15 protein-coding genes (1 of these 15 cut by a window edge) are annotated in these 13,533 nt (G+C 65.9%); 5 read left to right on the top strand and 10 right to left on the bottom strand.

What is annotated here, in order from left to right; all coding sequences use genetic code 11:
• Window positions 1-364 carry the 3' portion of a hypothetical protein gene (locus ACQR07_RS11570; protein ID WP_434902427.1) on the top strand. It extends 230 nt beyond the left edge of the window, so the window shows 364 of its 594 coding nt (coding positions 231-594); the start codon falls outside the window, past its left edge; it ends in the stop codon at window positions 362-364.
• A gap of 87 nt (window positions 365-451) precedes the next feature.
• Here the strand turns inward: ACQR07_RS11570 and ACQR07_RS11565 are convergent, their stop codons facing one another.
• The 3 genes from ACQR07_RS11565 to ACQR07_RS11555 all read right to left on the bottom strand — a co-directional run bounded on the left by ACQR07_RS11565 (window position 452) and on the right by ACQR07_RS11555 (window position 4,014).
• Entirely contained in the window at window positions 452-1,756 is a 1,305-nt protein-coding gene (locus ACQR07_RS11565; RefSeq protein ID WP_434902426.1) for an NAD(P)H-dependent oxidoreductase, read from the bottom strand.
• A 127-nt stretch (window positions 1,757-1,883) separates the two neighbouring features.
• A complete protein-coding gene (locus ACQR07_RS11560; RefSeq protein WP_434902425.1) occupies window positions 1,884-2,684 on the bottom strand; it encodes a phytanoyl-CoA dioxygenase family protein in 801 nt (266 codons plus the stop codon).
• A 73-nt stretch (window positions 2,685-2,757) separates the two neighbouring features.
• A complete protein-coding gene (locus ACQR07_RS11555; protein WP_434902424.1) occupies window positions 2,758-4,014 on the bottom strand; it encodes a M20/M25/M40 family metallo-hydrolase in 1,257 nt (418 codons plus the stop codon).
• Between the two features lie 144 nt (window positions 4,015-4,158).
• Between ACQR07_RS11555 and ACQR07_RS11550 the strand changes: the two genes are divergently transcribed.
• On the top strand, window positions 4,159-4,701 hold the full coding sequence (locus ACQR07_RS11550) for a methylated-DNA--[protein]-cysteine S-methyltransferase (protein ID WP_434902423.1): 543 nt from the start codon (window positions 4,159-4,161) through the stop codon (window positions 4,699-4,701).
• 96 nt (window positions 4,702-4,797) lie between these two features.
• Entirely contained in the window at window positions 4,798-5,130 is a 333-nt protein-coding gene (locus ACQR07_RS11545; RefSeq protein ID WP_434902422.1) for a DHCW motif cupin fold protein, read from the top strand.
• A gap of 2 nt (window positions 5,131-5,132) precedes the next feature.
• Here ACQR07_RS11545 and ACQR07_RS11540 read toward each other — a convergent pair whose 3' ends face one another.
• The 4 genes from ACQR07_RS11540 to ACQR07_RS11525 form a co-directional block, all read right to left on the bottom strand.
• Window positions 5,133-5,999, bottom strand: a complete 867-nt coding sequence (locus ACQR07_RS11540; protein WP_434902421.1) for an MBL fold metallo-hydrolase — start codon at window positions 5,997-5,999, stop codon at window positions 5,133-5,135.
• 19 nt (window positions 6,000-6,018) lie between these two features.
• Window positions 6,019-6,633: a glutathione S-transferase family protein gene (locus ACQR07_RS11535; protein ID WP_434902420.1), complete on the bottom strand. Its 615-nt coding sequence runs from the start codon at window positions 6,631-6,633 to the stop codon at window positions 6,019-6,021.
• Between the two features lie 152 nt (window positions 6,634-6,785).
• Complete coding sequence (locus ACQR07_RS11530) at window positions 6,786-7,628, bottom strand: fumarylacetoacetate hydrolase family protein (protein ID WP_434902419.1); 843 nt, start codon at window positions 7,626-7,628, stop codon at window positions 6,786-6,788.
• A gap of 78 nt (window positions 7,629-7,706) precedes the next feature.
• The gene (locus tag ACQR07_RS11525) at window positions 7,707-8,570 is read right to left on the bottom strand and encodes an MBL fold metallo-hydrolase (RefSeq protein WP_434902418.1); all 864 of its coding nucleotides are present in this window, start codon (window positions 8,568-8,570) and stop codon (window positions 7,707-7,709) included.
• Between the two features lie 118 nt (window positions 8,571-8,688).
• Between ACQR07_RS11525 and ACQR07_RS11520 the strand changes: the two genes are divergently transcribed.
• Window positions 8,689-9,144 (top strand): DUF3775 domain-containing protein, encoded by a 456-nt coding sequence (locus ACQR07_RS11520; protein ID WP_434902417.1) that lies wholly within the window; start codon window positions 8,689-8,691, stop codon window positions 9,142-9,144.
• Window positions 9,145-9,490: 346 nt separating this feature from the next.
• Here ACQR07_RS11520 and ACQR07_RS11515 read toward each other — a convergent pair whose 3' ends face one another.
• Together ACQR07_RS11515 and ACQR07_RS11510 are read right to left on the bottom strand one after the other, a co-directional pair.
• Window positions 9,491-10,273, bottom strand: a complete 783-nt coding sequence (locus ACQR07_RS11515) for an SDR family oxidoreductase (RefSeq protein WP_434902416.1) — start codon at window positions 10,271-10,273, stop codon at window positions 9,491-9,493.
• 114 nt (window positions 10,274-10,387) lie between these two features.
• Window positions 10,388-10,903 carry a CvpA family protein gene (locus tag ACQR07_RS11510; protein WP_434902415.1) on the bottom strand — a complete coding sequence of 172 codons (516 nt, stop codon included), beginning with the start codon at window positions 10,901-10,903 and terminating at the stop codon, window positions 10,388-10,390.
• Between the two features lie 111 nt (window positions 10,904-11,014).
• Between ACQR07_RS11510 and ACQR07_RS11505 the strand changes: the two genes are divergently transcribed.
• On the top strand, window positions 11,015-11,776 hold the full coding sequence (locus tag ACQR07_RS11505; protein ID WP_434902414.1) for an SDR family oxidoreductase: 762 nt from the start codon (window positions 11,015-11,017) through the stop codon (window positions 11,774-11,776).
• Window positions 11,777-11,832: 56 nt separating this feature from the next.
• On the opposite strand, the gene ACQR07_RS11500 is transcribed toward ACQR07_RS11505, so the two are convergent.
• A complete protein-coding gene (locus ACQR07_RS11500) occupies window positions 11,833-13,437 on the bottom strand; it encodes a GMC family oxidoreductase (RefSeq protein WP_434902413.1) in 1,605 nt (534 codons plus the stop codon).
• Window positions 13,438-13,533: the final 96 nt, after the last annotated feature.

Raw genomic sequence — 13,533 nt, 5'->3', positions numbered from 1 at the left:
CAAGCTGCCCGAGAATGCGCCGCCGGACCAGAAAGTGGTCACGCAGCTCGACGGCGTCGCCAAGAAATACGGCTTTGCCAGCTACGACGACTTCAACGTCGTGGTCGACAACATCAGCCTGGTGATGGGCGGCGTCGATCCGAAGACGAAGAAGTATGTCGGGCCCGAAGCCGTGATCAAGGACCAGATCGAGCAGGTCCAGGCCGACAAGAAGATGAAGCCCGACGACAAGAAGAATGTGCTCAACGATCTCAACGCTGCGCTGAAGGCGAAGCCGCCGGAGGTCGAGAACAAGGGCAACATCGATCTCGTCGTCAAATACTACGACAAGCTCGCCGTGGCGTTCGGCGAGGACGACAACTAGGAAGATCGGACAGATCGTGATGCCGAAAGCCCCGACCACCGGTCGGGGCTTTTTTGTTGCGTTGTCCTCTGCAGGATGCCGCGGAGCTCAGCGGGCGAACATCTGCTCCATCGCCTTGCGGACCCTGACGGTCTCGTCAGCGGCATCGAACGCGACATCGCTCCAGCGCACGACAGCGCCGCGCGCCACGTCATGCGTGAGCTTGACGCGATGCGCCAATCCGATCGGCAGCGCGCCGACCTGCAGGCTCGTCTTGGCCGGCAACACCTTGCCCCAGACCGTGTAGCCGCCTTCGCCATCGAGCATCTCGCCGGCGCGCAGGTTCTTCTTGGCGACGGCGACGACATCGCCGCGGAAGCCGAGCGGCTGGCCGGTCGGCTCGTTGCGCAGGGCCGCCGAAAGAACAGAGATATTCAGCTCCAGCCCGATCAGGTGATACGGCTTGTACATCGCGGCATAGCGGCCGCTGGAATCGGTCTTCAGACCGTACTGCCGGAAGCAGTCCGCGGCGTAGTCGTTCGGCGCTTCCAGCACGACATAGACGCCCCAGCGCAGATCGCGAAACACCGGCCGGCCGTCGCGTTCCAGCGACGACACCACCTCGACCTGTCCCGATCGCTCCAGCACGCCGCCGCGCTCGCGCGGGCGCAAGATATGCGGCAGATCGTCGACGCCGCAGGGCGGAAACAGCAGGCCGTCCGAGGGCACGTCGAGCCCGGTCGCGTTGGCGATCGCGGCCATCTCGATCGCGGACTTGGTGCCATCCAGAAACGAGTTGAACATCTGCGGATTCATGCCGGCCGACTGCGCTTCGCCCGCCGTCAATCCGTAATGCTGCCAGACACCGTCGGGCGTGACGTCGTGATAGGCCGGCAGATATTTGGTGCCCTTGCCGGCGGCGACGACGTGGAAACCGGTCGCGCGCGCCCAGTCGACCAGCTCCGCCGTCAGCGCCGGCTGGTCGCCATAGGCGAGCGAATAGACCACGCCGGCCTTGCGCGCCTCCTCGGCGAGCAGCGGGCCTGCCAACACGTCGGCCTCGACGTTGACCATGACGATGTGCTTGCCCGCCTCGATCGCCGCCCGCGCATGGCGAATGCCCGCGGCCGGGCTGCCGGTCGCCTCGACCACGACATCGATGGTGTCGCCGAGCGCCTTCGTCCCGTCGGCGGTGAATGTAGTGCGCGCGATCATTTCGGCGCTCCAGCCGACCGTCCGGCAGGCGTCGCGCGCGCGCTCGGGATCGAGGTCGACGATCACGGGCACCTCGAGGCCCGCCACATGCGGCACTTGCGACAGGAACATCGAGCCGAACTTGCCGGCTCCGATCAGTGCGACGCGCACCGGCTTGCCGGCGGTAGCGCGGGCTTGGAGGAGAGCGTGGAGGTTCATGGGTCACTCGTCCGTTGTCGTCGTCATTCCGGGGCGTGCGCAGCACGAGCCCGGAATCCATACTCACGATGGTGGTTATGGATTCCGGGCTCATCGCTGCGCGATGCCCCGGAATGACGGAGGATGATTATTCAGCCGCCTCGCGATGCGCGCGGGCGAGTTGCAGCAGCGCATCGTCCGGCAGCGCTTCGATCGGCGTGAAGTCGCGGTGCGCGATGTAGTCCGGGCGTGTCGGCGTGCGGATGTGGTTGGAGACCGCGTTCAGCGTCAGGTACACGATCTTGCGCGGATAGGGCGTGATGTTGCCGGCGGAGCCGTGCACGAGATTGCCGTGGAACATCAGCATGCCGCCGGGCTTGCCGGTCGGCGCGACGATGCCGCCTTCGGCCACGAGGCGTGTGACGGTCGCCTCGTCCAGCGTCCACAGCGGGTAGGACGTGGTGGCGAGATCGTGCGAGGCCTCGAGATCGCCGGCGTTCTGGCTGCGCGGCACCAGCATCAAGGGGCCGTTGATCGGCATCACCTCGTCGAGGAAGATCGCGATGTTCATCGCGCGCGGCTCCGGCATGCCGTCGTCGCGCTTCCAGGTGCCGTAGTCCTGATGCCATTGCCAGACGTCGCCGGTGAAGGCGGATTTGGCGTTGATCTTGAACTGATGCATATAGAGCTTCTCGCCGAAGATCTGCTCGATCGGCTCGATCATGCGTGGATGTGCCGCCAGCACGCGGAAGGCGTCGTTGTAGAGATGCGCTGCAAACGCCGTGCGCGGCACGCCGCTCTTCTCGCGCCAGACCTCCGGCCTGTTGGCCGCATAGATCGTCTCGGCCTCGCGGGCGAGGAAGGCGGTCTCCTCCGGGCTGAACAGCTCGGGCAGGAACAGCCAGCCCTCGCGGTTGAAGAATGCGATTTGCTCCGGCGTCAGCTTCATGGCGTTCTCCTCGCTAGGTGTCCTCGCAGGAGGCGCCCGGTCTTTGCGCCGGGCTGCCTCCGCTGTCTGAAAACTACATCTTCTTGCCTTGCTCGATCAGCATGCGCGTCATCAAATACAGGCGAGGGACGATCGTCGTCGCGTCGATGTACTCGTTGTGTGCATGATAGTTGAAGCCGGCGATGCCGAAGCTCTCGACCACGATGGCCTTGCCGCTGCGGTTGGCGAAGCCGGCGTCGGTGGCGCCGCCGGTCATGTCGACCAGCGCGAGCGGGCGCTCCATCTCGGCGTAGATCGCCTGCGCCTCCTTGCCGAGCGCACGGCCGCGCTCCGAGGCGACGAAGGGCGGGCGGCCCTTGTCGATCGTGACCTTGACCTCGGTGTCGGGAACGAGATGGCTCTTGATCTTCTCGTCGAGCGCAGCCTGCAGCTTCTCGACGCCATCGGCGACGGTGAGGCGCACGTCGCCGCCAGCCGACGCCTTCTCCGGAATCTGGTTGCGCACGGTGCCGGCCGTGGCGGTGGTCCAATTCAGCTGCGTGCCGGGGATCGATTTTGCGACGTCCCTTGTCTGCAGCAACTGATGCGAAAGTTCGATCAGCGCGTTGCGGCCAAGATCAGGCGCGGCGCCGGCATGTGAGGCCCGGCCGGTCACCTCCATCTTGGCTGTGGCCGTTCCGCTGGCGCCGAGCAGCAGGCTGTCGACCGGCGCGGCCGGCTTAGCCGCGGTGGGCTCGCAGGACAGCACGACGTCGTGCTGGTCGGCCAGCTCGGCAATGAACTCGCCGGAGCCGATCGACCCGACCTCCTCGTCGGGATTGAACGCCACCGTCAGCTTCGCATAGTCGCGCCAGCCCATGTCCTTCAGGATCTGCAGGCTGTGCAGGATCACGGCGACGCCGCCCTTGTCGTCGGCGATGCCCGGCCCGTAGATCAGGTCGCCCTCGACATGATACGGCTCGGTCTTGAGGATGCCGGGCTGGTACACCGTGTCCATGTGCGCGATCAGCATCAGCTTGCGGCGCCCGCTGCCCTCGAACGTTCCGATCACCATGTCAGCGCCGACGCCGCGCGTGGTCTTGCGCCGCTCGGTGGTGGCGCCGAGCGCCTTGAGCCGGGCTTCGGTCAGGTCGGCCATCTTCTTCAGACCCTCGACGTCGCTGGATCCCGATTCGATCAGCACCATCTCGCGCAGACTGTCGATCACGGCCGGCTTGGCCTGCTCGGCGGCGGCCTTGAGCTTCTCGTCGGGCGCGGCGTAGGCCGTTGAGAGACCGGCTGCAGCGGTCAGCAAGGCGAGGGCTGCGAGGCGGGAGGGGAAACGCGTCATCCGGGGTCCTTGTGTTGATATGGCTGCGCCGGGGCAGGCCCGGCCGCGCCTGTCGACATTGGCAGAATCCGGGTGGATCGCAACATTCTCCAAGCCTAATTTGCCCGGCAGATGCTACGGGGCAGCGCGACGATGGAGCCCGCCATGTCAGACCAGATCTACGCATTGTTCGAGACCGCGATCGGCACCTGCGCCATCGCCTGGGGACCGCGCGGCATCAATGCCGTGCAACTGCCGATGGGCGGCGTCACGCAGATCCGTACCCGGATGCAGCAGCGTTACGCCGGCATCAGCGAAGCCGAGCCGCCGCAGCATGTGCAGCGCGTCATTCAACGGATCAAGGCGCTGCTGGCCGGAGCGCCGGACGATCTGACCGACATCGATCTCGATCTCGACGGCGTCAGCGCGTTCCAGCGCGGCGTCTACGACATCGCGCGCCGCATCCCGCCGGGCCGGACCTTGACCTATGGCGACATCGCCAAGCAGCTCGGCGGCGTCGAGCTGTCGCGCGAGGTCGGCCAGGCGCTGGGACGCAACCCGTGCCCGATCGTGGTGCCGTGCCACCGCGTGCTCGCGGCCGGCAACAAGCCGGGCGGCTTCTCCGCCAATGGCGGCGTTGACACCAAGCTGAAGATGCTGGCCATCGAGGGGGCTGCCGTGAACTACACGCCGAGCCTGTTCGATTGACGGGCAAGGATCGATCGGCTGAATTGATCTCGGGCGCGCGCCGCTCTATGCGATGGGGGCGGCCCCGACCGACTGATCAACCTCGCAGAGCCTCCCATGAAGATTCCGACGCTTCCGTTCACGGTCACCGACTGGTCCGTTGTCCCCGCCACCGAGCATCCGGGTGAGCAGGGCAAGGCGATTTGGCGGACGCTGATGATCGGCGACGTCAGGGTGCGCCAGGTCGAGTACACGCCGGGCTATCTGGCCGATCACTGGTGCGATCGCGGCCACGTCCTGCTTGTGCTGGAAGGCGAGCTCGTCAGCGAGCTCAAGGACGGCCGCAAGTTCACGCTGTCGGCGGGAATGAGCTACCAGGTCTCGGATTTCGGCGATGCTGCGCACCGGTCGTTTACCGCGACCGGCGCCAAACTGTTCATCGTCGACTGAGGCTAGACCGCCTCGCAGGCGAAGCCGTTGCCGTTGCGCTTGATGCGGCCGACCGAGGGCGACGGGAAATGCGCCGTGCAGCACAGCGTCGCCGTGTCGCAATAGCGCTCGAGAAAGGCGCGCCGCGTCACCGCGGCCTGCTTCGGGTCGACGTCGAATTTCGGTGACAGCTCGGGATAGGTCAGCTGCAGCGGCGAGTGCATCAGATCGCCTGAGAACGCCGCGTCGTCCTTGCCCTTGCCGATGACGACCGCGACGTGGCCGGGCGTGTGGCCCGGCGTCGGCAGTAGCCGGACATGATCGCCGATCGTGAAGTCGTCGCTGACGATGTCGGCGCGCTTGGCCTCGACGACAGGCAGCACGCTGTCGGCGAAGGCGGGCACCTCCGCCTTGGCGTTCTGCGCGACCCAGTAGTCGTATTCGGCTTGCGCGAACACGTAGCGCGCTTTGGGAAAGGTCGGCACCCAGCGGCCGTTGTCGAGCCGCGTATTCCAGCCGACGTGGTCGGTGTGCAGATGCGTGCACATCACGACGTCGATGTCGTCGACCGAAATGCCCGCGGCCGCGAGCGCCCGCGCATAGGTGTCGTCGGTCTTCATGTTCCAGACCGGCCGCGCGCGCGGCTTGTCGTTGCCGATGCAGCTGTCGATCAGGATGGTGTGGTGAGGCGTCTTCACCACGTAGGACTGGAAGCACAGGATGAGCGTATCCTGTGCGTCCAGCGCCATGGCCGCTTGCAACGCGTTGCGCTCGGCCGCCAGCATCTCGGACGTGAGGTCCGGAAACATCTCGCGCGCCGGCAGGAACGTGGTCTCCTGCTCGATGATGCGTTGGATGGTGGTATCGGCAACCGAGAATGTCAGCGTCACGGCACTTTCCTTGAGCAGATTACGCCGCCGGCGGCACCGAAATCTTCACCGACTCGCGCTCCATCATCTTCTGATGGAAGGCATCGAGCGCCGGATACGCCTTGCGCCAGCCGCAATCGGCGAAGCGGAAATCGGCATAGCCGAGCACGCAGACGAGGCCGATCGAGACGATGTCGAACGGGCGCGTCAGCAGATCGCTCTGCGCATTGAAGCGGGCCATGCCCATCCAGGCCCTGTTCCAGTGATCGTCGGACCAGGCCTGCCAGCGCGTCCCCTCCGGGCGCATCATCGCCTCGTAGCGGCACAGCAGCATGGAATCGAGCATGCCCTGCAGCATGGAATGCTCGCTCTTGACCTTCCAGCGCGACGGGCCCGAGGCAGGGATCAGTTTGTTGCCGCCGGCGAGCTCGTCGAGATATTCGACGATGACGTAGGAATCCAGGATGACGTCGCCATTGTCGAGGATCAGCACCGGCAGCTTCTTCAGCGGCGTGATCTTCGAATACTCCTCGTTGGCCTGGCCGGGCACGACGGCCGCGGACACGAACTCGATCTTGTCGATCAGGCCGAGCTCGATGGCGGCGATGCGCACCTTGCGGGCGAACGGCGAGGCGGGCGAGAAGGTGAGTTTCATATGATGCTCCTGGAAAGCTTCATCCGGCGTCATGGCCGGGCTTGACCCGGCCATCGACGTCTTGGCCATCAGCACCCGTTCAAGACGTGGATGCCCGGGTCAAGCCCGGGCATGACGACGTTGAATGGCGGGGCCGCCTTACGTCTCGAGGCTCAAGCCTCGATGATCTCCTGGCGCTGCTCGCCGAGGCGCTCGATGCCCAGCGTCACGACGTCGCCGACGTTGAGGAAGGTCGGCGGCTTCATGCCCATGCCGACGCCCGGAGGCGTGCCTGTCGTGACGATGTCGCCCGGCAGCAGGGTCATGAACTGCGAGACGTAGGAGATGCACTTCGCCATCGAGAAGATCATCGTCGCGGTCGTGCCGGTCTGGCGGCGCTGGCCGTTGACGTCGAGCCACATCGACAGGTTCTGCACGTCCGGAATTTCATCCTTGGTGACGAGCCACGGGCCGACGGGACCGAACGTGTCGTGCGACTTGCCCTTGGTCCACTGTCCCAGGCGCTCGATCTGGAAGTTGCGCTCGGAGACGTCGTTGCAGATCGTGTAGCCGGCGATGTGGTTCAGCGCGTCGGCTTCCGAGACGTATTTGGCGCGGGTGCCGATGATCGCGGCGATCTCGACCTCCCAGTCCATCTTGGTGGAGCCGCGCGGCTTCTCGACCTGGTCATAGGGTCCGCACAGCGCGGTGTTGGCCTTGAGGAAGAAGATCGGCTCGGCCGGAATCGGGTTGCCGGTTTCCTTGGCATGATCGGAGTAGTTGAGCCCGATCGCCACGAACTTGGAGATGCCGGTCACGGGCGCGCCGAGGCGCGGCTTGCCGGAGACGGCGGGCAGGGAAGCCGGATCGAGCGCGGCCAGCTTCTTCAGGGACTCCGGCGCATAGGCTGTGCCATCAAGGTCCTTCACATGGGCCGACAGGTCGCGCAGCTGGCCGGATGCATCGATCAGGCCCGGCTTTTCCGCGCCCTTTTCGCCGTAGCGAACAAGCTTCATCTGGTTTCTCTCCCTCAAATCCTTGGTATTCCAGAGTCCTGTCATGGAGCATGGCGGGGCGAAATTCAACCTCGCGGGCTATGCGCTGCCGCTGCCCGGCACTGCCTGAAAGCGGAACGCCGCGCCGTCGCGGCGGATGTGGCCGGCGTTGAAATGACCGCCGATGACCAGCGTGCCGGTCTCGGCGAAGCGCGAGAACAGCGCCTGCCGCGTCGCGATGGCCTGCGCGGCATCGGAGTCGACGGTCGAGCTCCAGTCCAGATGCGCCATCTGGCAGGGATGGTGGGCGACGTCGCCGCTCAGCAGTGCCTCCGCACCATCGGAGCGGATGTGCAGGCTGACATGCCCCGGGCTGTGGCCGGGCGTCGGGATCAGGGTGATCTCATCGCTGATCACGGCGTCGCTCGCGACCAGCTCGGCCCGGCCGGCATCGACGATCGGCTGCACGGAATCGGCGAAGGTCGCGATCTCGTCCGCAGCCTCGCTGTGGTCGCGCCAGTGCTCATATTCCGTGCGGCCGAAGATGTAGCGGGCGTTGGGGAATGTAGGCACCCAGCGGCCGTCGACCAGCCGCGTATTCCAGCCGACATGGTCGACATGAAGGTGGGTGCAGATCACCAGGTCGATGCTCTCGGGCGGGAAGCCGGCGGTGCTCATCGTCTCCAGGAACGGCGTCGTGCGGTCGTTCCAGACCGGCACGCTGCGGCCCTGCTTGTCGTTGCCGAGGCCGGTGTCGACCACGATGCGCCGGGTGGGCGTCTCCAGCACCAGGCTGTGGATCGACATCTTCAGCTTGCCGTCGCCGGTGGTGAAATCCGGGGCGAGCCAGGGCAGCGCGCGGATCGCCTCGGGGGTCGCCTGCGGCAGGATGAAGCGGGTGCCACCGACCGTTTCCAGCTCGGTGAATTTGGTGATCCTGACCCGGCCGACCGTCCAGTGCATGCGCGCTTCCCCCTTTGTTGTTCTTGGTCCGGCGACGATGCCGCGTCGCACGCCGCAGCGCAATGGATCAAGTCTGGGGAACAGGCGTTATCGTGGCCAGTTCACGAGGAGAAGGGTCATGCCAGAGCTGACGATATCGCCCGAGAAGGTGGCGTTCCTGATCGAGAAGGCGCGCGAGTTCGACGTCAAGGAGCAGGCGAGCGATCCCGACTCCGGCTCCAACGCCGCCGATGACGATATGATCGACGTGCTCCAGGATACCGGCGACGATCCGGTGGAGCGGGAGATCACCGGCTTCATCAATGCGATGAGCGAGGACGAGCAGGCCGATCTCGTCGCCCTGATGCGGCTCGGCCGCGGCGACGGCGACATCAACGAATGGGACGATCTGCGCCGCGAGGCCGCCGGCCAGCGCGACCGCCACACCGCGCGCTACCTGCTGGGTGAGCCGATGCTCGGCGACCTGCTCGCCGAGGGCCTCGACGCCTTCGGCATCGACTGGACGGAGGGCCGCACCACGGCGGATTCATCGAGCCCAAGCCAGCGCGACGAGGACGAGATCACGAAGCAGTAGGTCGTCGCGGAGTGATGCGCATTGGTGAGCGCCGTACTCACAACGACAGCGAGCCTGTCTTTGCGAGCTGGAGTCGAACTATAACCGCATCGGCGGTGCGCTCCCTCTCCCCGTTCTTCACGGGGAGAGGGGCGGGGTGAGGGGCAGCCGCGCGGGAAGTGCCAGTGGGGCAGACGTTCGAAATGTTACTCGGGCATACGCGCGGGGAGTGTTCGCGGTGAGACCTGTACCCCCTCACCCGGATCGCATCTCACGATGCGATCCGACCTCTCCCCGCAGGCGGGGAGAGGCGCAGACCGAGCAAGCCGCGAGAGACTCTGCACTCGCACCCTTGCAAAAATAGGACTTACAGTGTCCCCGGGAACGCGCCGCCGTCGAGCAGGATGTTCTGGCCGGTGATGTAGCCGGCCTTGGCGGCGCACAGGAAGGCGCAGGCGAGGCCGAATTCTTCGGGGTCGCCGAAGCGGCCAGCGGGATTGAGCTTGGCGCGGTCGGCCAGGATCTGCTCCGGCGTGACGCCGCGCTTCTCGGCTTCGCCCTTGGCGGTCGAGCGCAACCGGTCGGTCTCGAACGGGCCCGGCAGCAGCGCGTTGATGGTGACGTTGTTGATCACCGTCTTGCGCGACAGGCCGGCGACGAAGCCGGTGAGGCCGGCGCGGGCGCCGTTGGAGAGGCCGAGAATGTCGATCGGCGCCTTCACCGCGGCCGAGGTGATGTTGACGATGCGGCCGAACTTGCGCGCCATCATGCCGTCGACGGTCGCCTTGATCAGCTCGATCGGGGTCAGCATGTTGGCGTCGAGCGCCTTGATCCAGTCGTCGCGGGTCCAGTTGCGGAAATCGCCCGGAGGAGGACCGCCGGCATTGTTGATCAGGATGTCCGGATCCGGGCAGGCCTTGAGCACGGCGGCGCGCCCCTCGGGCGTGGTGATGTCGCCGGCCACCTCGATCACGGTAATGCCCGGGTTGGCGGCGCGGATCTCGGCCGCGGTCTTGGCCAGCGCCTCGGCGCCGCGCGCGGTGATCGTGACATGCACGCCCTCATTGGCGAGCGCGATGGCGCAGGCGCGGCCCAATCCCTTGCTGGAGGCGCAGACGATGGCGCGGCGGCCCTTGATCCCGAGATCCACGATTGATCACTCCGATATGTCAGTGAAACTGCAACGATGAAGGTGGCATTCTAACGAACGCCGTCGCCGCTGGTAAGGGCAACCGGCCTGTGCCGGATTGCATGGCTCGCGCGGTCAGATGCGCCGTTCCTGCTTCAGCCGATCGATCAGGCTCGCGACCTCCGGCGGCAGCGAGCGGAAGCCTTTCGCGCCTGCGAGCGAGAGGATCGGCCGCAGCCGCGAGCCTTCGAGAAAGCGGGGCTGGCGCTCGGTCGGAACGATCCTGTCGAACACCAGCACCAGGGTGGTCGCGACCATGCCCACCCGCAAGGCGCCGAGCAGGGCGCCGCCGAGCCGGTCGCCGAAGCCGGCCTCGGCGCCGATCGCCTCGTCCAGCAGAATATGCCCGATCTTGCCCAGCGCGACGCCGATGACGACGAAGGCGGCGAAGAACTGCAGCCAGTTCTGCGCCAGCGGCGCACCATGCACGTCGCGCAGTTGCGGGCTCATTGCCGCGACCGCGCCCATCGCCAGCGGCATCGCCAGCAGATAGGCCAGAATGGTGGTGGCGCTGCGCAACAGCCCGGTCGAAAAGCCGCTGTACACGGCGACCATCAAGGCAATGCAAGCGGCGAGGTCGAAAGTATTCATGGCTGATATGCTGTGGTTGTAGGCCGCACCCGGTAAACAAATCCGATTTGCGCTGTTTCAAATCGTCTGTATCAATGCGCCGCAACAAACAACGAAACGTGAGATGACGCCATGTCCGACCTGTTCGACGTCAGCCGCGAGGTCATCCTGATCACTGGTGCCAGCCAGGGGCTCGGCCGTCAGTTTGCCCGGGTGCTGTCGGCGCATGGCGCTGCCGTGGTGCTCGCCGCGCGCCAGACCGGCAAGCTCAAGGCGTTGGAGGAGGAGATCAAGGCCGGAGGTGGTCGCGCCGTCGCGGTCGAGATGGACGTGACCAGCAATGCCTCGATCGCGCGGGGGCTGGACGCCGCCGAGGCCGCGCTTGGCCCGATCACGGTGCTGGTCAACAATGCCGGCATCGCCGTCGAGAAGCTCGCGGTCGAGCAGAGCGAGGCCGATTGGGATGCGGTGATCGGCGCCAATCTGAAGGGCGCCTATTTCGCTGCCACCGAAGTGGCGCGCCGCATGATTGCGCGGAAAGCGCCCGGCAACATCATCAACATCGCCTCGGTGCTCGGCTTCAGCGTCGTGAAGTTCATCGCGCCGTACGCGATCTCCAAGGCCGGCGTCGTGCAGACGACCAAGGCGCTGGCGCTGGAGCTCGCCGGCAACAACATCCGCGTCAACGCGCTGGCGCCGGGCTATATTGACACCGACATCAACCACGACGTTTGGGCGACGCCGGCCGGCGAGAAGCTGATCAAGCGCATTCCGCAGCGGCGCGTCGGTCATGAGAGCGATCTTGACGGCGCCATCCTGCTGCTGGCCTCGAACGCCTCGCGCTACATGACCGGCAGCGTGGTCACGGTGGATGGCGGTTTCCTGCTGACCTAGTCACGTCGCCGCTGGCTCGCGCGTCCGGCGCGAGCCATGACGTCGACAAGCGGCCGTCAGTTGGCCCGCAGCTCCGCCTTGATCATGTCGGCGGCCTTCTCGCCGATCATGATGGTCGGCGCGTTGGTGTTGCCGCCGATCAGGGTCGGCATGATCGAGGCGTCGACCACGCGCAGCCCGGACAATCCCTGCACCTTCAGGCTCGGATCGACCACCGCGAGGGGATCGTTTACCCCCATCCTGCAGGTACCGACCGGATGATACACCGTGTCGACCCGAGCGCGCAGGATGGCGCGGATGTCGTCGTCATTACGGACGTCCGCCGTGAACACATCGCGCTTCTGCAGGCCGCGCATCGCCGGCGTCTCCATCAGCCTCAGCGTCGTCTTGTAGCCCGCCACCATGGTCTCGAGATCGTCCGCCTCGCCGAGGAAATTGGGATCGATCAGCGGCGCCGTCAGCGGATCGGCGTTCTTCAGCGCGATCGTGCCGCGGCTCTTCGGCCGCAGCAGGCAAACGTGGCAGGAGAAGCCGTTGCCATGGCGCTTGCGGCCGTGGTCGTCGGTGACCGCCATGCCGAAATGCAGCTGGATGTCGGGGATGTCGAGATTGGGATCCGTCTTCAGGAAGCCGCCGCACTCGGCGAAGTTCGAGGTCAGCACCCCGCGGCGTTCGCGCCGGTATTGCCCGATGCCGCGCAGAAGTCGCTGCAGGCCCTTCGGTGACAGCGAGTTGAAGTTTGGATTTTCGGACGTGTAGGCGAAGATGAAGTCAGGGTGATCCTGCAGGTTCTGGCCGACGCCCGGCAGATGCTGCACGCTCGCAATCCCATGTTTCGCCAAGGCGGCGGCGTCGCCGACGCCCGAGAGCATCAGCAGTTGCGGCGTCTGGAATGCGCCGGAGGCAAGAATGACCTCGCGCCGGCAGCGGATCTCCTTCACCTCCTTGCCCTGGCGATATTTGACGCCGACGGCGCGCTTGCCATCGAACAGGATCAGCGAGGCGTGCGCTGATGTCTCGACGCGGAGATTGCGGCGGTGGCCCAGATGCGGCTGGATGTAGGCGCGCGCCGCGCTCCAGCGCTCGCCATTGCTTTGCGTGACCTGGTAGAGGCCGAGGCCTTCCTGGGTCTCGGCGTTGAAATCTTCGCGGATCGGAAACTGCGCCTCGCGGGCCGCCTGCAGGAAGATCTCGTGAACCGGATTGTCGGTCCGCAGGCGGTTGACCGGCAGCGGGCCGGATTGACCATGATAGTCGCCACCGAACTCGGCATTGTTCTCGGCGCGCTTGAAATAGGGCAGCACGTCGTCATACGACCAGCCCGTGTTGCCGAGCGCGGCCCAACCGTCGTAGTCGGCGCGGTGGCCGCGGATATAGACCATGGCGTTGATCGCCGAGGAGCCGCCGAGCCCGCGGCCGCGCGGCTGATAGCCGACGCGGCCGTTGAGGCCCTGCTGCGGCACCGTCGTGAACGACCAGTTGTTGACGGGGCCGGCGACCATCAGGAACAGCATGTAGGGCGTGGTGACGATCCAATTGTCGTTGCGTCCGCCGGCATCGAGCAGCATCACCGACGTCGCTGGATCTTCCGACAACCGTCCGGCGACCGTGGCGCCGCCACTACCGCCGCCAACGACGATGAAATCGACCTCGTCCACCACGCGCTTCGTCTCCCTGATGTGTTTGTTGTTTGTTTGCCGTCATTCCGGGGCGCCGCGCCGTTGCGCGGCGAACCCGGAATGACGGAGGCCTCCGTC

This window comes from Bradyrhizobium sp. HKCCYLS20291 (assembly GCF_051167715.1).
Taxonomy (GTDB): domain Bacteria; phylum Pseudomonadota; class Alphaproteobacteria; order Rhizobiales; family Xanthobacteraceae; genus Bradyrhizobium.
The sequence above is the reverse complement of the archived record's forward strand: the minus strand, read 5'-3'. Positions and strand labels throughout refer to the sequence as shown.

Coding starts and splice junctions, on each gene's coding strand:
- ACQR07_RS11530 (WP_434902419.1), bottom strand. CDS start 7,628: ATGAAGCTTGTTCGCTACGGCGAAAAGGGCGCGGAAAAGCCGGGCCTG.
- ACQR07_RS11560 (WP_434902425.1), bottom strand. CDS start 2,684: ATGAAGCTGACGCCGGAGCAAATCGCATTCTTCAACCGCGAGGGCTGG.
- ACQR07_RS11510 (WP_434902415.1), bottom strand. CDS start 10,903: ATGAATACTTTCGACCTCGCCGCTTGCATTGCCTTGATGGTCGCCGTG.
- ACQR07_RS11550 (WP_434902423.1), top strand. CDS start 4,159: ATGTCAGACCAGATCTACGCATTGTTCGAGACCGCGATCGGCACCTGC.
- ACQR07_RS11545 (WP_434902422.1), top strand. CDS start 4,798: ATGAAGATTCCGACGCTTCCGTTCACGGTCACCGACTGGTCCGTTGTC.
- ACQR07_RS11505 (WP_434902414.1), top strand. CDS start 11,015: ATGTCCGACCTGTTCGACGTCAGCCGCGAGGTCATCCTGATCACTGGT.
- ACQR07_RS11535 (WP_434902420.1), bottom strand. CDS start 6,633: ATGAAACTCACCTTCTCGCCCGCCTCGCCGTTCGCCCGCAAGGTGCGC.
- ACQR07_RS11525 (WP_434902418.1), bottom strand. CDS start 8,570: ATGCACTGGACGGTCGGCCGGGTCAGGATCACCAAATTCACCGAGCTG.
- ACQR07_RS11565 (WP_434902426.1), bottom strand. CDS start 1,756: ATGAACCTCCACGCTCTCCTCCAAGCCCGCGCTACCGCCGGCAAGCCG.
- ACQR07_RS11555 (WP_434902424.1), bottom strand. CDS start 4,014: ATGACGCGTTTCCCCTCCCGCCTCGCAGCCCTCGCCTTGCTGACCGCT.
- ACQR07_RS11520 (WP_434902417.1), top strand. CDS start 8,689: ATGCCAGAGCTGACGATATCGCCCGAGAAGGTGGCGTTCCTGATCGAG.